Source organism: Microbacterium sp. NPDC087592 (assembly GCF_044743585.1).
Classification (GTDB): domain Bacteria; phylum Actinomycetota; class Actinomycetes; order Actinomycetales; family Microbacteriaceae; genus Microbacterium.
The window spans coordinates 2029861-2048506 of the sequence record NZ_JBIUWT010000001.1; the positions used below are offsets into that span (position 1 = coordinate 2029861).

At 70.1% G+C, this 18646-nt stretch carries 20 protein-coding genes; 11 read left to right on the top strand and 9 right to left on the bottom strand.

What is annotated here, in order from left to right; translation table 11 throughout:
• Positions 1 to 45 precede the first annotated feature (45 nt).
• Positions 46 to 1335 carry a 23S rRNA (adenine(2503)-C(2))-methyltransferase RlmN gene (rlmN, locus tag ACIOTO_RS09610; protein ID WP_400857612.1) on the top strand — a complete coding sequence of 430 codons (1290 nt, stop codon included), beginning with the start codon at positions 46 to 48 and terminating at the stop codon, positions 1333 to 1335.
• Here rlmN and ACIOTO_RS09615 read toward each other — a convergent pair.
• Complete coding sequence (locus ACIOTO_RS09615; RefSeq protein WP_400857613.1) at positions 1284 to 1907, bottom strand: NAD(P)H-dependent oxidoreductase; 624 nt, start codon at positions 1905 to 1907, stop codon at positions 1284 to 1286. The two genes, rlmN and ACIOTO_RS09615, sit on opposite strands and share 52 nt — an antisense overlap.
• Positions 1908 to 1973: 66 nt before the next feature.
• Between ACIOTO_RS09615 and ACIOTO_RS09620 the strand changes: the two genes are divergently transcribed.
• Together ACIOTO_RS09620 and ACIOTO_RS09625 are read left to right on the top strand one after the other, a co-directional pair.
• Positions 1974 to 2546: a TetR/AcrR family transcriptional regulator gene (locus tag ACIOTO_RS09620; RefSeq protein ID WP_105711298.1), complete on the top strand. Its 573-nt coding sequence runs from the start codon at positions 1974 to 1976 to the stop codon at positions 2544 to 2546.
• 83 nt (positions 2547 to 2629) lie between these two features.
• Positions 2630 to 4135: a DUF4407 domain-containing protein gene (locus tag ACIOTO_RS09625; protein WP_400857614.1), complete on the top strand. Its 1506-nt coding sequence runs from the start codon at positions 2630 to 2632 to the stop codon at positions 4133 to 4135.
• A gap of 31 nt (positions 4136 to 4166) precedes the next feature.
• On the opposite strand, the gene ACIOTO_RS09630 is transcribed toward ACIOTO_RS09625, so the two are convergent.
• The gene (locus tag ACIOTO_RS09630; RefSeq protein ID WP_400857615.1) at positions 4167 to 4451 is read right to left on the bottom strand and encodes a hypothetical protein; all 285 of its coding nucleotides are present in this window, start codon (positions 4449 to 4451) and stop codon (positions 4167 to 4169) included.
• 19 nt (positions 4452 to 4470) lie between these two features.
• On the opposite strand from ACIOTO_RS09630, the gene ACIOTO_RS09635 reads away from it, so the two are divergent.
• Positions 4471 to 6003, top strand: a complete 1533-nt coding sequence (locus tag ACIOTO_RS09635; protein WP_400857616.1) for a PLP-dependent aminotransferase family protein — start codon at positions 4471 to 4473, stop codon at positions 6001 to 6003.
• 9 nt (positions 6004 to 6012) lie between these two features.
• Entirely contained in the window at positions 6013 to 7026 is a 1014-nt protein-coding gene (locus tag ACIOTO_RS09640) for an aldo/keto reductase family protein (protein WP_400857617.1), read from the top strand.
• 78 nt (positions 7027 to 7104) lie between these two features.
• Here ACIOTO_RS09640 and ACIOTO_RS09645 read toward each other — a convergent pair whose 3' ends face one another.
• The 4 genes from ACIOTO_RS09645 to ACIOTO_RS09660 form a co-directional block, all read right to left on the bottom strand.
• Entirely contained in the window at positions 7105 to 7620 is a 516-nt protein-coding gene (locus ACIOTO_RS09645) for a glycine cleavage system protein R (RefSeq protein ID WP_400857618.1), read from the bottom strand.
• Positions 7621 to 7643: 23 nt separating this feature from the next.
• A complete protein-coding gene (locus ACIOTO_RS09650; RefSeq protein WP_091032260.1) occupies positions 7644 to 8702 on the bottom strand; it encodes a PLP-dependent cysteine synthase family protein in 1059 nt (352 codons plus the stop codon).
• A gap of 43 nt (positions 8703 to 8745) precedes the next feature.
• Entirely contained in the window at positions 8746 to 9102 is a 357-nt protein-coding gene (locus ACIOTO_RS09655; RefSeq protein WP_105711302.1) for a cytoplasmic protein, read from the bottom strand.
• 76 nt (positions 9103 to 9178) lie between these two features.
• Entirely contained in the window at positions 9179 to 9856 is a 678-nt protein-coding gene (locus ACIOTO_RS09660; RefSeq protein ID WP_400857619.1) for a FadR/GntR family transcriptional regulator, read from the bottom strand.
• 46 nt (positions 9857 to 9902) lie between these two features.
• On the opposite strand from ACIOTO_RS09660, the gene ACIOTO_RS09665 reads away from it, so the two are divergent.
• Complete coding sequence (locus ACIOTO_RS09665) at positions 9903 to 10877, top strand: amidohydrolase (RefSeq protein ID WP_262001663.1); 975 nt, start codon at positions 9903 to 9905, stop codon at positions 10875 to 10877.
• Positions 10878 to 10890: 13 nt separating this feature from the next.
• On the opposite strand, the gene ACIOTO_RS09670 is transcribed toward ACIOTO_RS09665, so the two are convergent.
• Together ACIOTO_RS09670 and ACIOTO_RS09675 are read right to left on the bottom strand one after the other, a co-directional pair.
• Positions 10891 to 11640, bottom strand: a complete 750-nt coding sequence (locus ACIOTO_RS09670) for an SDR family NAD(P)-dependent oxidoreductase (RefSeq protein ID WP_400857621.1) — start codon at positions 11638 to 11640, stop codon at positions 10891 to 10893.
• A complete protein-coding gene (locus ACIOTO_RS09675; RefSeq protein ID WP_400857622.1) occupies positions 11637 to 12497 on the bottom strand; it encodes a fumarylacetoacetate hydrolase family protein in 861 nt (286 codons plus the stop codon). The genes ACIOTO_RS09670 and ACIOTO_RS09675 overlap by 4 nt, the downstream gene beginning before the upstream one ends.
• 124 nt (positions 12498 to 12621) lie before the next feature.
• Here ACIOTO_RS09675 and ACIOTO_RS09680 point away from each other — a divergent pair, with 124 nt between their 5' ends.
• Positions 12622 to 13917 carry an L-fuconate dehydratase gene (locus ACIOTO_RS09680; protein WP_400857623.1) on the top strand — a complete coding sequence of 432 codons (1296 nt, stop codon included), beginning with the start codon at positions 12622 to 12624 and terminating at the stop codon, positions 13915 to 13917.
• Between the two features lie 9 nt (positions 13918 to 13926).
• Here the strand turns inward: ACIOTO_RS09680 and ACIOTO_RS09685 are convergent, their stop codons facing one another.
• On the bottom strand, positions 13927 to 14463 hold the full coding sequence (locus ACIOTO_RS09685) for a CGNR zinc finger domain-containing protein (RefSeq protein ID WP_400857624.1): 537 nt from the start codon (positions 14461 to 14463) through the stop codon (positions 13927 to 13929).
• Between the two features lie 39 nt (positions 14464 to 14502).
• On the opposite strand from ACIOTO_RS09685, the gene ACIOTO_RS09690 reads away from it, so the two are divergent.
• Genes ACIOTO_RS09690 through prpB form a run of 4 tightly spaced genes read left to right on the top strand, consistent with a single transcriptional unit; the run spans position 14503 to position 18645 of the window.
• Positions 14503 to 15510: an EamA family transporter gene (locus tag ACIOTO_RS09690; RefSeq protein ID WP_400857625.1), complete on the top strand. Its 1008-nt coding sequence runs from the start codon at positions 14503 to 14505 to the stop codon at positions 15508 to 15510.
• A 37-nt stretch (positions 15511 to 15547) separates the two neighbouring features.
• Entirely contained in the window at positions 15548 to 16213 is a 666-nt protein-coding gene (locus ACIOTO_RS09695; protein ID WP_105711254.1) for a GntR family transcriptional regulator, read from the top strand.
• Between the two features lie 3 nt (positions 16214 to 16216).
• Positions 16217 to 17743, top strand: coding sequence for an MmgE/PrpD family protein (locus ACIOTO_RS09700; protein ID WP_400857626.1), 1527 nt, complete (start codon positions 16217 to 16219; stop codon positions 17741 to 17743).
• Positions 17743 to 18645: a methylisocitrate lyase gene (prpB, locus tag ACIOTO_RS09705; RefSeq protein WP_267416117.1), complete on the top strand. Its 903-nt coding sequence runs from the start codon at positions 17743 to 17745 to the stop codon at positions 18643 to 18645. Before ACIOTO_RS09700 ends, prpB begins: the two co-directional genes overlap by 1 nt.
• Position 18646 lies beyond the last annotated feature (1 nt).

Here is an 18646-nt window from a genome sequence, read left to right on the forward strand (position 1 = left end):
TGCGCTCCAGGCACTTCCCACCCGGTACCGCGTACCCTGGAAGGTATGACTGAGACTCCCCGCACGCGCGAGACGCGCCCACAGGCAGCGCCCGCGTCGTCCCGTTCGGGGGCGGTCCGCGAGACCAAGAAGCCACAGGTGCGCCCGGCGACCGAGGGGTGGACCCAGCAGAAGGATGCCGAGGGGCGTCCGCTCCTGCAGTTCGCGAGCCCCAAGCGCGGCAAGCCGCCGGTGCACCTGGCCGACCTCACACCGGCGGAACGCATCGAGAAGGTCAAGGAGCTCGGGCTGCCCGGCTTCCGCGCGAAGCAGCTGTCGACGCACTACTTCCGCCACTACACGTCCGACCCCGAGCAGATGACCGACCTCCCGGCCGACACCCGGGAGCAGCTGGTCGCCGGGATGCTGCCGCCGCTGCTCACCGAGGTGCGCCGCCTCGAGACCGACAAGGGCGACACGATCAAGTTCCTGTGGCGTCTGCACGACGGCGCCCTGGTCGAGTCGGTGCTCATGCGCTACCCCGGCCGCATCACGCTGTGCGTGTCGAGCCAGGCCGGCTGCGGCATGAACTGCCCGTTCTGTGCGACCGGCCAGGCGGGTCTGACCCGCAACATGTCGACCGCCGAGATCATCGAGCAGATCGTCCGCGCCAACCGGCTCATCGCCGAGGGCGGGCTCGGCGGCAAGAAGTCCGACGACCACAGCATGGAGCGCGTCTCGAACATCGTCTTCATGGGGATGGGCGAGCCGCTGGCCAACTACAAGCGCGTGATGGATGCCGTGCGGTCGATGGTCGCCCCACAGCCCGACGGCCTCGGCATGAGCGCCCGTGGCATCACCGTGTCGACCGTCGGCCTGGTGCCGGCGATCAAGAAGCTCGCCGACGAGGGCATCCCGGTCACGTTCGCGCTGTCGCTGCACGCACCGGACGACCACCTGCGCGACGAGCTCATCCCGGTCAACTCCCGCTGGAAGGTCGATGAGGCACTGGATGCCGCCTACGACTACTACGCCAAGACCGGCCGCCGTGTCTCGATCGAGTACGCGCTCATCAAGGACATGAACGACCACGGCTGGCGCGCCGACCTGCTGGCCGAGAAGCTCAACCAGCGCGGACGCGGGTGGGTGCACGTGAACCCGATCCCGCTGAACCCGACGCCCGGCTCGATCTGGACGGCATCCGAGAAAGACGTCACCAACGAGTTCGTGCGCCGCTTGAACGACGCCGGCATCCCGACCACCCTCCGCGACACCCGCGGCAAGGAGATCGACGGCGCCTGCGGTCAGCTCGTCGCCACCACCGAAGACGAGGCCGCCTCCGCCGCGATGGCCTGAGTCCCGCCCGCGCGGCGGGCGTCGATGGTGCCGAGCTGCTCGGCGCGGTCGAGCCAGCGGGTGATGGTCGCCGCCTTGGCGTCTTTCACACCGAGCATGCGGTGCGTGCGTACCGAGCGGATGCCGCAGAACTTCATGGTGTTGCGCACGATCTGCGTCTGTGCCGGGAGGCCGGTGAACGGCAGGAAGAACCAGGGCGTGTCGGCGAGCAGGAGCAGACGTCCACGGCGCGCGGGGATCAGGCCCTCGGGGAGGCCGAGCTTCGAGTAGCGGTACTCCTGCTGCGGCAGCAGCGCCCGATCGAAGAAGCCCTTGAGGAGGGCCGGCGGTGCGCCCCACCACACCGGTGTCGCGACGACGATCGTGTCGGCATCGTGCAGAGCCTGCTTCGCCTCGACGAGGTCGGGCTCGAGCGTCATGCGCTCGCGGTAGCCGAAGCGCAGGTTCGGGTCGAAGTCGAGGTCGCGCAGAGCGAGCACGCGGGCATCGCCGTGCCCCGCGGCGTACCGCTGGGCGAGCGAGGCGGTCAAGGAGCGGGCGTCGGGGTGGCCGTCGATCACGAGAGCGGTCATGGCGTGGTTCCTATCTGGACAGTGTCAAGCTGGTGGACAGTGTCAAGATAGGAGATGATGTTGCTCATGTCAAGTTCGAAGGACGGCTACCACCACGGCGATCTCGCCCGTGCCCTGGAAGACGCCGCGATGCAGCTGCTGGAACGGATGCCCGCGGCGGAGATCAGCCTGCGCGAGGTCGCACGGGCGGCGAACGTCAGCCACAACGCGCCGTACCACCACTTCTCCGACCGGCTCGGACTGCTCAAGGCGATCGCCGAGCGCAGCATGGCCGACCTCCTCGACCAGGTCCGCGCCGCCGCCGAGAAGGCCGCGACGCCGCGCGCGGCGCTCATCGACGGGGGATCGGCGTACATCCGCTTCGCGATCGAGCATCCGCATGCGTTCGACGCCGTCTACGACCCGACCGTCTGCATCCCGGGATCGCCGACCGCGACGATGGCGCCGCTGATCGATGGGCTCGAGGCCGTGCTCGCCGAGGGCGCAGCCGCGGTGGGGCTCGACCGACCGACCGATGTCGTCGCGCTGTGGGGCCTGATCCACGGGCTCGGCACCCTCGCCGCCGCCGGACACTTCACCCTCGACGACGGCCTGTCCGCCTACGCCGCTGCTCTCGATCGGCTGCTCCCGGCATCCTGAATCCGTCGGACGGCACGGAACCTGTGAGGCACTCCAAGGACTTTTCCACGGTATCCACAGGCGATACTTCGTAGATTGTTCGGATGCCCTATTCCGCCCATCGACCGGGTCGCTACGACTCGCAGGGTCGGATCATCATCGACGGCGAATCCGACGCCGTCACCGATGACCTCGACTTCCTGCGCGAATTCGAGCCGACCGGCGCCGACGACGCCACCCGCGAGGTTCCCGTCGCAGGCCCCGCCGAGGCGACCCCGATCGCCGATGCGGTCGCCGCCGACGAGTCCGCGCCCGTGAAGCCCCCGCGCGAGCCCCGCGTCCGCAAGCCCCGCAAGAAGCGTGCCCCGCGCACTCCCGGCTCCCGTGCCCGGACACTCGCGATCCTCGGTGGCGCGGAGGGCGAGATCCTCGACCGCGTCCCCGGCGAGACACCGCGCTTCGTGCAGATGTTCTTCGTGCTCGCCGGCACCGCGCTGGTCTCCGCCATCTCGATGCTCTTCGCGCTCACCACCGGTGTGCAGGCCGCGATCTGGCTGGCCGTGCCGCTCGCGCTCGTGTGGGCGCTCATCATCTTCAACCTCGATCGCTTCCTCACCTCGACCATGAGCTCGACGCGGAACGTGTGGCGGCTCATCGGCCTCGCGATCCCGCGTGTGATCATGGCCGCGATCATCGGCTTCGTCGTCGCCGAACCGCTCGTGCTGCAGATCTTCCACAACGACATCGCTCGCGAGGTCGCGTCGACCAACATCACGCAGTCGCAGTCCGATCAGGAGGCGCTCGAGACCGGTCCGGAGAAGATCGCGCTGGACTCCGCCACCGCCAAGGTCGCCGAGCTCGAGAACCAGGCCGCGACCGGCATCGTCGCGGGCACCGAATCCTCTTCGGCGACCGAGTCGGCCGCCCAGGCCACGGTCGACGACGTGACCGCCAAGATGACCGAGCAGCAGAAGGTCATCGACCAGGCACGCGTGCTCTACCAGTGCGAGCTGACCGGTGAGGGCGCGGGCACCGTTCCCGGCTGCACCGGCGTGAACGGCGAGGGCGCGAGCTCGGACGCCGCCAAAGCTCAACTCGCCGAGGCGCAGCAGACGTACGACGCGCTCGCCGCCCAGCTGCGCACCGCGAACGAGGAGCTCGCCGCCGCCGGCACCGCCGCCAAGGAGAACACCTCGACGTCGGAGTCGACGAACCGCGAGCAGGCGAAGTCCCAGCTGCCGGCCGCCCGCGACACCTACGACCAGGCGCTCGCCGCGTACAACGCGCGCGCGGATGCCGTGGCCCAGGGCAACGCCGGAGCCGTCGGTCTGCTCAGCCAGATCAGCGGATTGAACCGCCTGAGCGAGAAGGAGCCCACGATCCTGTGGGCGCACATCCTCATCGCGGCGCTGTTCTTCATGATCGAGCTGCTGCCCGTGCTGGTGAAGGTGCTCACGAGCTACGGCGACCCGAGCCTGTATGAGAAGGCCGCGGCCATCCGCAAGCAGGTCGCCCTGGACCGGGTGACGGCGGAGGGCTTCCGCGACCGCGCCGAGATCGTGACGACTCCGGCGCCATCGCCTCCGTCAGCCTCCGCTCAGGCCACCTGACCTGGCCCGCGCTCCCGGGACACCGTCGCGCCTAGGCGACGAGCGTGAGGCTTCGCGACGGGAGCAGGACGTCGGCGATCACGGATGACCCGTGCGGCGGCGCGGCGAGGGTCAGCGAGCGGATCAGGGCGACGGTCGACGGCGGCCGCGACCACTGCTCGCCGGTCAGCGCCGCCTCGATCAGGGACAGCGGATGCTGAAGCGCGGGGTCGTGCTGGCGGGAGTCGTCGCTCAGCCATTCGATGAGCTGACCGATGGTCCAATCGGGCCTGATTGGACCGAGATCTGCCGGAGGAGTGGTCGTGAAGGTGCTCATTGGTCCAGAATCAGGTCTCATGAGCGTCGATGACAGGGCCAATACCCGGCCGGTGGACCATGGATCGGCCATTCCTGCGCCATCCGCAGGTTCATCGCCGACTCTCGTCCGTGCGGGCGAGGTCGCCTCGGAGGCGCTCTCCGCCCGGTTGGGCCGATGGACCCACGGAGACGGCACGCTCGCGGCGCGGCTGTCCCGCGGCATCGAGGCTCTGATCGCGGGCGGCGAGCTGCGCCCCGGCGACCGTCTGCCGGCGGAGCGCGCCCTCGCCGCGGCGAGCTCCGTGTCGCGCGGCACGGTCGTCGCCGCGTACGCCGATCTCGCCGAGCGCGGCCTGGTCGACCGGCGGCAGGGGAGCGGCACGCGCGTCGCCGGTGCGGCGGCATCCATCGCCCCCGTGCAGCGGCAGGGACGAGGTGAGGCGCTGTTCTCGGCCCTGCCCAATGCGATCGACCTGCTGCGGACCGTGCCGCAGATCTCCGAGCTGGGCGTGCAGTTGATCAGCGAGCATAAGCCGCGGCTCGAGCTGGCGCTGCTGCCCGAGACCGACCCGGCGGGCCTCCCCGCACTCCGCACCCTCATCGCCGACATGTACGCCGCCGAGGGCACGCCGACGACACCCGAGCAGATCCTCGTCACGCACGGCGCGCAGCAGGCCATCAGCCTCGTCGTCAACGCGCTCGTGGGCCCCGGCGACATCGTGCTCGCCGAGGAGATCACCTGGCCGGGCGTCACCGACTCGGTCGGGCTGCGCGGTGGCACGGTGCACGGCGTCCCGATGGGGCCGGACGGACTCGATGTCGACGCACTCGAGCAGGCGCTCGCCCGGCTGCGGCCCGTGCTCGTGGCCCTCAACCCGCACCACCAGAACCCCACGGGGTCTCGCCTCCCCGCCGCCGCGCGGCATCGCGTCGCCGAACTCGCCGCCCAGTACGGTGTGCCGGTGATCGAGGACCGGGTCGTGGCCGGCATCTCCTTCGACGGCGTGGTGCCGCCGACCCTCGCGGCCGAGCGGGCCGACGCCCCGATCATCGTCGTGGAGTCGGTCTCGAAGTGGGTGTGGGCGGGGCTGCGGATCGGATGGCTGCGCGCCGACCCCGTGCTCGTGCGCCGCCTGCGCGGGGCCCGGCAGCTCGCCGACCAGTCCACGAGCGTGCCGGGGCAGCTGCTCGCGCTCGATCTCATCGCCCGCGCCGACGACCTCCGTCGGGCGAACAGCCGCATCCAACAGGAGCGCCTGCGGCTGCTGCAGGAACTCATGGCCGAGCACCTGCCCGACTGGAGGGTCGAGCCGCCGCGCGGCGGGCTGTCGCTGTGGGTCCGGGTCCCTGCCGGCTCCGCCGCCGCGCTCGCCCGGGTGGCCGCGACGCACGGCGTCTCGATCGCGGGGAGCGCGGCGTTCGCGGTGTCGGTGTCTCCGGACGACCACATCCGCATCCCGTTCACCGCACCGGACGATGTGCTCGCCGAGGGCATCCGTCGGCTCGGAGCGGCCTGGCGCGAGTATCGGGAGACTCTCGCATCCAGCCCCGTCATCACACGCAGCCAGTAGCGTTGTTCCATGGTCAACTATCGCTATCTCGGCAACAGCGGTCTCAAGGTCTCGGAGATCACCTACGGCAACTGGGTCACCCACGCCTCGCAGGTCGGTGACGACGCCGCCGTCAAGACCGTGCACGCCGCACTGGATGCCGGAATCACCACGTTCGACACCGCTGACACCTACGCCAACACGGCGGCGGAGGTCGTGCTCGGCAAGGCTCTGGAGGGGCAGCGCCGCGAGGGGCTGGAGATCTTCACGAAGGTCTACTTCCCGACCGGCCCCAAGGGCCCGAACGACACCGGCCTGAGCCGCAAGCACATCTTCGAATCGATCAACGGCTCGCTGCAGCGCCTCGGCACCGACTACGTCGACCTGTACCAGGCGCACCGCTTCGACTACGAGACCCCGCTCGAGGAGACGTTCCAGGCGTTCGCCGACGTCGTCCGTCAGGGCAAGGCGCTCTACATCGGCGTCTCCGAGTGGACGGCCGAACAGCTGCGCGAGGGGCACGCTCTCGCCACGCAGCTCGGCATCCAGCTCATCTCGAACCAGCCGCAGTACTCCATGCTGTGGCGCGTGATCGAGGGCAAGGTCGTGCCGGCCTCCGAAGAGCTCGGGATCTCGCAGATCGTCTGGTCGCCGATGGCGCAGGGCGTGCTCAGCGGCAAGTACCTGCCCGGCCAGCCGGTGCCCGAGGGCTCGCGCGCGACCGACCCGCACAGCGGCGCCGACTTCATCAAGAGCTTCCTGCAGGACGACATCCTCACCGCCGTCCAGCGGCTGAAGCCGATCGCCGAGCAGGCGGGTCTCTCGATGCCGCAGCTCGCGATCGCCTGGGTGCTGCAGAACCCGAACGTCGCGGCCGCGCTGGTCGGGGCCTCGCGTCCGGAGCAGCTCGCCGAGACGGTCAAGGCCTCGGGCGTGAAGCTCGACGCCGACACCCTGGCCGCGATCGACACGGCCCTGGGCGACGCAGTCAATCGCGACGCCGAGCACACGTACTCGGTGTCGCCGAAGGCGCGCCTGACCTGAGGCCAGACACGCAGAAGGCCGCCGTTCCTCGGAACGGCGGCCTTCTCGTTGTCCGGGGGTAGCTCGGTCGGGTCCCGGTCAGCCGAGGGTGATGTCGACCTGGATCTCGGCGGCGAGGCGCTCGAGGTCGTCGCGCAGCGCATCCAGATCGACGGATGCCGGCACCTTCGCCACCACCGATGCCTCGAACAGGCGGCCACCGGCCATCGCGGCATCCCGGGTCTCGGTCGCGAGCTCCTCGATGCTCAGCGCGTGGGCGCTCAGCACGGCCGACACCTCGCGCACGATGCCGGGCCGGTCGTTGCCGAGCACCTGGATCTGGAGCAGTCGATCGTCGGCGGAATCCGCATCCGGTGTCCCGGTGAGCACGGCCAGGGTCAGCAGCCCCTGTCCCTGGAGCCCGCGCAGCGCGGAACTCAGCTCCGGTGCCCGGTCTTCGGCGACGGACACCTCGATAACGCCCGCGAACGTGCCGGCGAGCTCCGCCAGCGAGCTGTTCTCCCAGTTGCCGCCGTGCGCGTCCACGACATCGGCGACGGCGGCCACGAGGCCAGGACGGTCTGCACCCGCGACGGTGAGGATCAGAGTTGTCATGCGGCCAGCGTAGCCCGACGCCGTCACTCGCCCCAGACGCCCGATTCCAGGAACCGATCCAGCCGCGCGCGGTGCGGGGCGAGGTCCCAGCCCTGGGCCGCGACCCACTCATCGGAGTAGTACGTGCCCGCGTAGCGGACGCCGCTGTCGCAGATCAGGGTGACGACGCTGCCGGTCTCGCCCGCGGCCCGCATCCGGGCGATGAGCTGGAACGCGCCGTACAGGTTCGTGCCGGTCGAGCCGCCGGCCCAGTGCAGGGTGCGCTCGCGCAGCATCCGGATCGCGGCGATCGACCCGGCATCCGGCACCCGGATCATCTCGTCGATCACGGTGGGCACGAACGAGGCCTCGACCTGCGGCCGGCCGATGCCCTCGATGCGGCTCGGGCGTCCGGCGGGCGGATCGACCGTGCCGGCCCAGCCGTCATAGAACGCCGAGCCCTCCGGGTCGACCACGGCGATGCGCGTCTCGTGGCGGCGGTACTTCACATACCGCCCGAACGTCGCGCTCGTGCCGCCGGTGCCGGCGCCGGTCACGATCCAGGTGGGGATCGGATGCCGCTCCTGCGCGAGCTGACTGAACACGCTCTCCGCGATGTTGTTGTTGCCCCGCCAGTCGGTCGCGCGCTCGGCGAACGTGAACTGGTCGAGGTAGTGGCCGGTGCAGTCGGACGCGAGGCGCTGCGCCTCGGGCGACATGTCCTCGGCGCGGTCGACGAAGTGGCAGGTGCCGCCGTAGAACTCGATGAGGTCGATCTTCTCCTGCACGGTCGAGCGCGGCACCACCGTGATGAACGGCAGCCCCAGCATGCGGGCGAAGTACGCCTCGGAGACGGCGGTCGATCCGCTCGACGACTCCACGAGCGTGGTGTCCTCCCGGATGCGGCCGTTGACCAGTCCGTAGAGGAGGAGCGAGCGCGCCAGACGGTGCTTGAGTGACCCGGTCGGGTGGACGGACTCATCCTTGAGGTACAGGTCGATGCCCCACTCGGGCGGCAGCGGGAAGAGGTGCAGGTGCGTGTCGGCACTGCGGTTCGCGTCGGCTTCCAGCAGGGCGATCGCGGTGCTGGTCCAGTCGCTCATACCCTCGAGACTATCGGCCGCCTCGTCGATCATCCGGGTGCGCTCACCCCTCGGCGGGATGTTCCGGCCCGAGTGTCGATGCCATCGGTTCGCCCGCCGCATCGCCCTTGAGTTCGACGAGGATGGTGTGCGTCGGCGTCGTCCCGGTGTTCTCGCCGGAGTGACGCTGCGCCGGTATCCAGACCGCCTGCCCGGAGGTGAGGGCCGTGTCGAACGTCCGCTCCCCGGCGCTGAGGCGACGAGAGAAATCGCTGAGGGTGATCATCACACTGTTCGGATGATCGTGCGGCGTCGTCTTGTCGCCGGGGACGTCGGTGTATTCGAGCACGCGGACGTGCTCGTTCTCCCAGAGGGTGCGGTAGTGGTCGGGGTTGGTCAAGGTGGGATCGTCGGTGATCATGCGGTGACGGTACACCCCTCGCGGCGGCGCCGTCAGACCCACTTCCGCGTCCGGGTGCCGGGGCGCCCGGAACCGCTCAGGGCGCCGTCGCGTGGCGCAGCCAGCGCTCGATGCCGGCGATGTGCGCGGTCGTCAGCGAGGTCGCCAGTGCGGGGTCGCGCTGTGCGACCGCGTCGGCGATCGCCCGGTGCTCCGACAGGGTGCGCTCGACGGCGCCGCTCTCGGTGAGGCCCCGCCAGGCGCGGGCACGCACGGTCTGGCTGCTCAGGTGCTCGATCAGGCTCGCGAGGTACGCATTGCCCGCCATCGCCACGATCGCGCGGTGGAATCGGATGTCGTGGTCGACGAGCTCCTCGATGCTCACGGAGGCATCCACGCCCTCGACCTCGCGCTGCAGCTCGGCGATCTGCTCGTCGGTGCCCAGCGTGGCGGCGAGGCCGGATGCCTGCGACTCCAGCATCCGGCGCACGGCGAAGATCTCGAGCATCGAGTCGTCGTCGTGCATGTCGACGACGAACGAGATCGCCTCCAGCAGCAGGTGGGGCTCGAGACTCGTCACATAGGTGCCGTCGCCGCGCCGCACGTCGAGCACGCGGATGACCTCGAGCGCCTTGACCGCCTCGCGCATCGAGCTGCGGGAGAGACCGAGCCGCTCGGAGAGCTCCTTCTCCGGAGGCAGGCGATCACCGGGGGTCAGCTCGCCCGACACGATCATCGCCTTGATCTTCGCGATCGCGTCGTCCGTCACAGCCATGGCGTCATCCTAGCGATTGCTCCGATGTCTGCGGCAGGATGAGGGGATGCGAGTTCTCGATGCACATCTGCACCTGTGGGATCCGGAGGCGCTGACCTACACGTGGCTCGAAGGCCCGATGGCGTACCGTTTCGCCGACCTGGAACTCGAGCACGCCCGCCTGGAGCGTGCCGAGACCGAGAAGTGCGTGTTCGTGCAGGCCGGGACGGTCGACGACGACTTCCTCGATGAGGTGCTCTGGGTCGCAGGGCTTGCGCCCGCGCTCGGAGTGGTCGGCATCGTCGCCGGCATCCGCCTCGACCGGGGGACCGACACGGTCGCGCACCTCGAAGGTCTCGCGGCCGAGCCGCTCGTCGTCGGCGTGCGGCACAACCTGCAGGGCGAGCCCGACGGACTGGCGGTGTCGGCGGCCTTCGTGACCGGTGCGCGCGAGGTCGCCGCGCGTGGTCTGACCTTCGACGCGTGCGTGCGCGCCGCGCAGCTGCCGGATGTCGCCCGCCTCGCCGGAGCCATCCCGGAGCTGCGACTCGTGCTCGATCATCTGGGGAAGCCCGCCGTGGGCACGGCCGCGGCTCCGCTGGCGCCGACCCCGGAATGGGCCCGCGACCTGACCGAGCTGGCGCGGCATCCGAACACCTTCTGCAAGCTCTCGGGGTTGCCCGGCGAGGCCGGCGGGGACTGGGACGCGGCGCAGTTGATCCCGTTCCTCGATGTGGCAGCCGATGCGTTCGGGATCGAGCGGCTGATGTGGGGGAGCGACTGGCCCGTCTCGGTCATCGGACCGGCCGAGGACGACGACCCGCACGCACCGGAGGACGGCTCGCCGACCTACCAGCCCACGGCCCGCACGCGCTGGGCCGACACGGTGATCGCCTGGGCGGATGCGCGGGGGCATGACCTCGACGCGATCTTCTGGACCACCGCCGAGCAGTTCTATCGCACGGATGCCCGGCCGCAGGCGCCGACCGCGGAGCCTCCGCGTCACGGCATCCGGGGCTGGTTCCGCGGCAGCCGCGGCTGACGTCGCGCGGAACTCACTCCGCGCGAAGCCGCAACCGCGCCATGCCGCCGTCGACCTCGATGGACGTGCCGGTCGTCGAACCGGCCCCGGGGCTCACGAGGTAGGCGACCGCGGCAGCGACCTCATCGGGGTCGACGAGCCGTCCGTGCGGCTGGCGGGCCTCGAGCGCGGCGCGCTCGGCCGCGGGGTCGACGGCCGAATCCAGCAGGCGCCCGACCCAGGGGGTGTCGGCCGTGCCGGGGTTGACCGCGTTCACCCGGATACCCTCGCGCAGGTGGTCGGCCGCCATCGCGCGGGTCAGCGCCGAGACGGCCCCCTTCGACGCGCTGTACAGCGCCCGCTGCGGGAGTCCGGTGGTGGAGGCGATGGATGCCGTGTTGCAGACCGCCGCCGCAGGCGACTTCCGCAGCCAGGGCAATGCCGCCGCCGTCACGCGGGCGATGCCGGTCACGTTGATCGAGAGCACGCGCGCCCACTCGTCGTCGTCGTTCGCCGCGACGTCGCCCTGCGCGCCGATCCCGGCGTTGTTCACGACGATGTCGATGCGCCCGAACCTCTCGGCCACGGCCGCGACGGCCGCGTCGACGCTTGCACGATCCGAGACGTCGGCGGTGAAGGCCGTGAACGCGGGGTCGGCCGCGGCGGTGTCGCGGTCGAGGATCGCGATGGTCGCCCCGTCGGCGCGCAGGCGCTGTGCGATCGCCGCACCGATCCCGGATGCTCCGCCGGTGACGATCGCCACCAGTCCGTCGAGTGCGCTCATCTCTGTGCCTCCCATGCCACGAACTCCTGCCGCTGCCGGCCGAGGCCGTCGATCTCGATCTCGACCACGTCGCCGGGTGTGAGGTAGGGGTACTTGCCCGAGAGGGCCACGCCCTGCGGGGTGCCGGTGAGGATCAGGTCGCCCGGCTCGAGCGTCACGTACTGCGACAGGTGGTGCACGATGTGCTCGACCGTGAAGATCATGTCGCTCGTGTTCGAGTCCTGCCGCGGCTCGCCGTTGACGAAGCTGCGCAGTCCGAGCGCGTGGTGGTCGACCTCGTCGGGAGTGACGAGCCACGGGCCGGTGGGGTTGAATCCCGGGGCGATCTTGCCCTTGGACCACTGCCCGCCCGACACCTCGATCTGGAACGCCCGCTCCGAGACGTCGTTCGCGGCGACGAAGCCGGCCACGTGGGCGAGCGACTCCTCGGGGGAGTCGAGGTAGGCCGCGCGAGCGCCGATCACGATGCCGAGCTCGACCTCCCAGTCGGTCTTCTCGCTGCCGCGGGGGATCGTCACCGCGTCGTCGGGTCCGACCACCGTGTTGGGCGTCTTCAGGAAGAGGATGGGGATGGTCGGCGGCTCCGAACCCGACTCGGCCGCGTGGGCGGCGTAGTTCATGCCGATGCAGATCACGGCGCTCGGACGGGCGATCGGTGCGCCGATGCGCATCGCCGCGGCATCCGCGAGTTCCGGAAGCTCCCCGGCATCGCGGGCCGCCGCGACCCTGGCGACGAAGTCGCTCTCGAGGAAGTCGCCGTTCACATCGGATGTCAGCGAGCGGAGGTCGAGGTAGTGGTCACCCTCCACGAGGACGGGGATCTCCGTGCCGGGGGTGCCGAGCCGCGCGAACTTCATGATTCTCCTGATCGGTGGGGAGGCCACGACGCTGCGGCCCATCTCGTTGACAGTATAGACATCGGATGTTTACACTCCAAGGTATCCGCACGGAAGAGATCCGCCGTGCACGGAGAGGACCCCCGTGACCCGTATCGTCGCCCTCGACACCACCGACATCCGCTTCCCGACGTCGTTGAGCCTGGATGGTTCGGACGCGATGAACCCCGACCCCGACTACTCCGCCGCCTACGTGATCGTGCGCACGGACGCCGAGGACGGCATCGAGGGCCACGCGTTCGTCTTCACGATCGGGCGGGGCAACGACGTGCAGGTCGCCGGGATCGACGCGCTCGCCGGGCACCTCGTCGGCCGCGAGCTCGAGCCCCTGCTCGACGACATGGGCGGCACCTTCCGGGCGATCATCGGCGACTCGCAGCTGCGGTGGCTCGGCCCCGAGAAGGGCGTCATGCACATGGCCATCGGCGCCGTCATCAACGCACTGTGGGACATCAAGGCCAAGCGCGCGGGGCTGCCCCTCTGGCAGCTGCTCGCCCGCATGACCCCGGAAGAACTCGTCGACCTCGTCGACTTCCGCTACCTCGCGAACGCCCTCACCCGCGAGGACGCCCTCGACATCCTGCGCGCCGCGGAACCGGGCCGCGCCGAGCGGGAGCAGCAGCTGCTCGCCACCGGGTACCCGGGGTACACCACGAGTCCCGGCTGGCTCGGATACTCCGACGAGAAGCTCGAACGGCTCGCCCGCGAGGCCATGGCCGACGGCTTCACGCAGATCAAGCTCAAGGTCGGCGCCGACCTGCAGGACGATATCCGTCGCTTCCGCAAGGCGCGTGAGGTGTGTGGACCGGACTTCCCCATCGCGATCGACGCGAACCAGCGCTGGGAGGTGTCGGAGGCGATCGAATGGGTGAACGCGCTCGCCGAGTTCCACCCCGCGTGGATCGAGGAGCCGACCAGCCCCGACGATGTGCTCGGGCACGCCGAGATCGCCCGCGGCGTGGCGCCGATCCGCGTCGCCACCGGCGAGCACGCCCAGAACCGCGTCATCTTCAAGCAGCTGCTGCAGGCGGATGCCATCTCCGTCATGCAGATCGATGCCGTGCGCGTCGGCGGCGTCAACGAGAACATCGCCAACCTGCTGCTCGCCGCCAAGTTCGGCGTTCCGGTGTGCCCGCACGCGGGTGGGGTGGGTCTGTGCGAAGCGGTGCAGCACCTGTCGATGTTCGACTTCGTCGCGGTCACCGGCACCCGTGAGGGCCGCATGATCGAGTTCGTCGACCACCTGCACGAGCACTTCGTCGTGCCGACCGACATCCGCGGTGGCTCCTACAGGGCGCCCACTGCTCCCGGGAACGGCATGGAGATGAAGGCCGACACCATCGCGGCGTACACCTGGCGGGGCGCGTACATCGGCGCCTGAGTCCGTGCGTCAGTCCGCGGCCCGGCGCGCGCGATATGCGGCGACGGCGTTGCGGTTCGCGCAGGTCGTCGAGCAGTAGCGCTTCGAGCGGTTGCGGGAGAGATCCAGGGCGATCGCCAGGCAGGTGTCATCCGCACACACGGAGAGGCGCGAGCCCTCCTCGGCGCGGATGACGTCGATCAGCGCCATCGCGGTCTCGATCAGCACGCGCTCCGCCAGCGGATGCTCGTCGGCCACGGCGTGGAGGTGCCAATCGACCCCGTCGTGGCGGAGCAGTCGCGGGGTGAGGCGGGACTCGGCGAGGGCGGCGTTGACGAGTTCGGCCATCTCGTCGCGCGGCGCCAGCAGCATGGATCGCAGACGCGGGCGCAGGCGGCGCAGGGAGGCGAGCTCGTCTTCATCGCGGTCGAGTCGTCCGGTGTAGGGGAACTCGCGGAGGAAGGCGCGCTCGTCTTCGAGGTCGACCAGCGTGTCCGGATCCTCGGCCGAGTTCACGAGCCACACGGCGGCGCGGAGACCCTCTTGGGTGTCATCGGTGAAGATCACGTTGACATCTTACAGCGTGCGCGAGTAGCGTCATCGATCATGGGCAGGGTGAGTGATGACAGCGTGGCGGTCGCGTCCGCACGCGGTGTGCGCCTGGGGCTGCCGCTCGCCATCGCGGCCGCGCTGTCGTTCGGCATGTCCGGCGCGTGGGCGCGCGGGCTCATCGACGCGGGGTGGACGCCGGGAGCCGCCGTCACCGCACGCATCTGGGTGGCGGCCCTCGTGCTGCTCATCCCCACGATCCTGTCGCTGCGCGGGCGGTGGGGTCTCCTTCGCCGCAACGCCGGCATGATCCTCGCCTACGGACTGCTCGCCGTCACCGCGACCCAGCTCTTCTACTTCCAGGCCGTCGCCGTCATGGATGTGGGGCTGGCGCTGCTCATCGAGTACACGGCACCGGTCGCGGTGCTGCTGTGGCTGTGGCTGCGACGGGGGGAGCGGCCGACGCGCCGCAGCATCATCGGGGCGGCCATCGCCATCGTCGGGCTGGTGCTCATGCTCGACATCCTCACGGGGGCCGATGTGAACGTGGCCGGCATCCTGTGGGCGCTCGGAGCCATGGTCGGGGCGGCGACCTACTTCGTGCTCTCGGCCAGAGTCGACACGGGGCTGCCGCCGCTCGCACTCGCCGGCAGCGGGCTGCTGATCGGTGCACTCGGTCTCACGGCGGCCGGGGCGATCGGCGTCCTGCCGATCGCGTGGACGACCGACGACATCGCCTACCGTTTCGGCAGTGTGCCCTGGTTCGTCCCCGTGCTGGCGATCGGTGTCGTGGCGACGGCCCTCGCGTACCTGCTCGGCATCGCCTCGACACGGATGCTGGGTTCGCGGCTCGCCTCCTTCGTCGCGCTCGCCGAGGTGGTCGCCGCGCTCCTGTTCGGCTGGCTGCTGCTCGGCCAGCTTCCCGATCTGCTGCAGGGGCTCGGCGGAGTGCTCGTTCTCGTGGGGGTCGTCGTGGTCAAGCTGGGGGAGCCCGTCGCTCCGGAGTTCGTGGAGCCGGTGCCCGCCCCCGGGAATGTATACGGGAAGCCCGTAGAAAAAGACTGAGAGGCCCCTCCCGCTCCTTTATGTATACACTGAGGGCATGCCCCCTGTTGTCGAGCGCTTCTCCGCGAGTGATCGCGCGTACACGGCCCTGCTCGACGACATCCAGTCGGGTGCTCTTCCGGCCGGCTTCGTTCTCGGGGAGGTCGAGCAGGCTGAGCGTCTCGGTGTGAGTCGCACTCCGATGCGGGAGGCGCTGCGCCGACTGGCCGGCGACGGTCTCGTCGTCCAGCAGTCGCCGCGCGTGACCGTGGTCGCCGACCTGGATGCCGACGACATCCGCTCGCTGTTCGAGATCCGCCGCGCGCTGGAGGAGAGCTCCGCCCGGCTCGCCGCCGTGCGGGGGGACGCCGGTCTGTTCGCCGAGCTCGCCGCGGAGTTCGCGCACGTCGACCTCACCGCTCCCGCAGGCCGTGACGCCTACTACGCGCTGATCGCCCGGTTCGACGGTGCCCTCGATGCGGCCGTCGCGAACGACTACATCGCCTCGGCCCTGCGCACCGTGCGCACGCACCTCGTGCGCGTGCGCCGGATGGCCCGCGACAAGCCCGCCCGACTCGCGGCATCCGCCGCCGAGCACCGCACGATCGCCGAGGCGCTCGCCGCCCGCGACGGCGACCTCGCCGCCCATGCCACCCACGTGCACCTGCACAACGCCCTCACCGGCATCCTCGACTCTCTCGACTCCAGCAACAGCGAAGGATAAGAAATGACCGTCACCCATCACGTCCGTGTGCACCGCAGCGACGAGAACCTCGCGCGCGAAGACCAGCTCGCCTGGAAGATCGCCGAGGTCGCCGCCGACCGGGTCGAGGTCGAGCAGGACGTCGTCGACATGATCATCAACCGCATCATCGACAACGCCTCGGTGGCCGCGGCATCCCTCACCCGCGCGCCGATCAACGCCGCCCGCGCGCAGGCGTTCAGCCACCCCGTCTCCACCGGCGGAGTCGGAGCGAACCTGTTCGGTGCGGCGCTCGACCACCGCACCAGCCCCGAGTGGGCGGCCTGGGCGAACGGCGTGGCCGTGCGCGAACTCGACTACCACGACACGTTCCTCGCGGCGGAGTACTCGCACCCCGGCGATAACATCCCGCCGATCCTCGCGGTCGCCCAGCACACCGGCAAGGACGGTCGGGCGCTCGTGCGCGGCATCGCGACCGGCTACGAGATCCAGATGGACCTCGTGCGCGCGATCTGCCTGCACAAGCACAAGATCGACCACGTCGCCCACCTCGGCCCGTCGGCGGCCGCCGGCATCGGCACCCTGCTCGGGCTCGACGTCGAGACGATCTACCAGGCTGTGGGCCAGGGTCTGCACACGACGACCGCCACTCGGCAGAGCCGCAAGGGCGAGATCTCCACCTGGAAGGCGCACGCCCCGGCCTTCGCGGGCAAGATGGCCGTCGAGGCGGTCGACCGGGCCATGCGCGGGCAGACCAGCCCCGCGCCGATCTACGAGGGCGAAGACGGTGTGATCGCGTGGATGCTCGACGGCAAGGACGCGTCCTACGACGTGCCGCTGCCCGCCGCGGGCGAGCCCAAGCGCGCGATCCTCGACTCGTACACGAAGGAGCACTCGGCCGAGTATCAGGCGCAGGCGCTCATCGACCTCGCCCGCAAGCTCGGGATCGAGAACCCGGCGCTGCGTGACCCCGAGAACATCGACTCGATCGTCATCCACACCAGCCACCACACGCACAACGTGATCGGCTCCGGCGCGAACGACCCGCAGAAGTACGACCCGACCGCATCGCGCGAGACCCTCGACCACTCGGTGCCCTACATCTTCGCGGTCGCGCTGCAGGACGGCGGCTGGCACCACGTCGACTCCTACGCCCCCGAGCGTGCGGGCCGCGCCGACACGGTCGCGCTGTGGCACAAGATCACCACGGCGGAGGACGACGAGTGGACCCGCCGCTACCACTCCGAGGACCCGGCCGAGAAGGCCTTCGGCGGTCGCGTCGAGATCCGCCTGACCGACGGCTCGACCGTGGTCGACGAGATCGCCGTGGCCGACGCGCATCCGCTGGGCGCCCGTCCGTTCGCGCGCGAGAACTACATCGCCAAGTTCCGTCTGCTCGCCGAGCCCGTGTTGGAGCCGGCTGAGATCGAGCGGTTCCTCTCCCTCGTGCAGCGCCTGCCCGAGCTCACGGCCGCCGAGGTCGGCGAGCTGTCGATCGTCGCGAAGCCCGGCCTGCTCGAGGCAGCGCCGGCGCCTGCGGGACTCTTCTGATGCTGTACTCAACCGTCACGCCCGCCGAGAAGCGGCGGCTGTTCCGGGAGCGGCTGGCGAGCGGCGAACTGCTGCGCTTCCCGGGAGCCTTCAACCCGCTGAGTGCCCGGCTGATCGAGCAGAAGGGCTTCGACGGGGTCTACATCTCCGGCGCCGTGCTCTCCGCCGACCTGGGGCTGCCCGACATCGGCCTCACGACGCTGACCGAGGTGGCCGGCCGTGCGAAGCAGATCGCCCGCATGACCGACCTGCCCGCGATCGTCGACGCCGACACCGGCTTCGGCGAGCCGATGAACGTCGCCCGCACGATCCAGGAGCTCGAAGACGCGGGCCTCGCCGGCACGCACATCGAGGACCAGATCAATCCGAAGCGCTGCGGCCACCTCGACGGCAAGGCCGTCGTCGACGAGAACACCGCGATCAAGCGCATCCGGGCTGCCGCCGACGCCCGCCGCGACGAGAACTTCCTCATCATGGCGCGCACCGACATCCGCGCGATCGAGGGGCTGGATGCCGCGATCGATCGGGCCAAGGCGCTGGTGGATGCCGGTGCCGACGCGATCTTCCCCGAGGCGATGCGCACGCTCGCCGAGTTCGAGGCGATGGCCGAGGCGCTCGACGTGCCGATCCTCGCGAACATGACCGAGTTCGGCAAGAGCGAGCTGTTCTCCACGGACCAGCTGCGTGATGCCGGCGTCAACCTGGTCATCTGGCCGGTGTCGCTGCTGCGCATCTCGATGGGGGCCGCAGGCCGTGCTCTCGATACGCTGAACGACGAGGGGCACCTGACCTCGAAGCTCGGCGAGATGCAGCACCGCGCCGATCTCTACGATCTGATCGACTACGAGTCGTACAACCATTTCGACTCCGGCGTCTTCAACTTCACCATCACGAAGGAGTGAC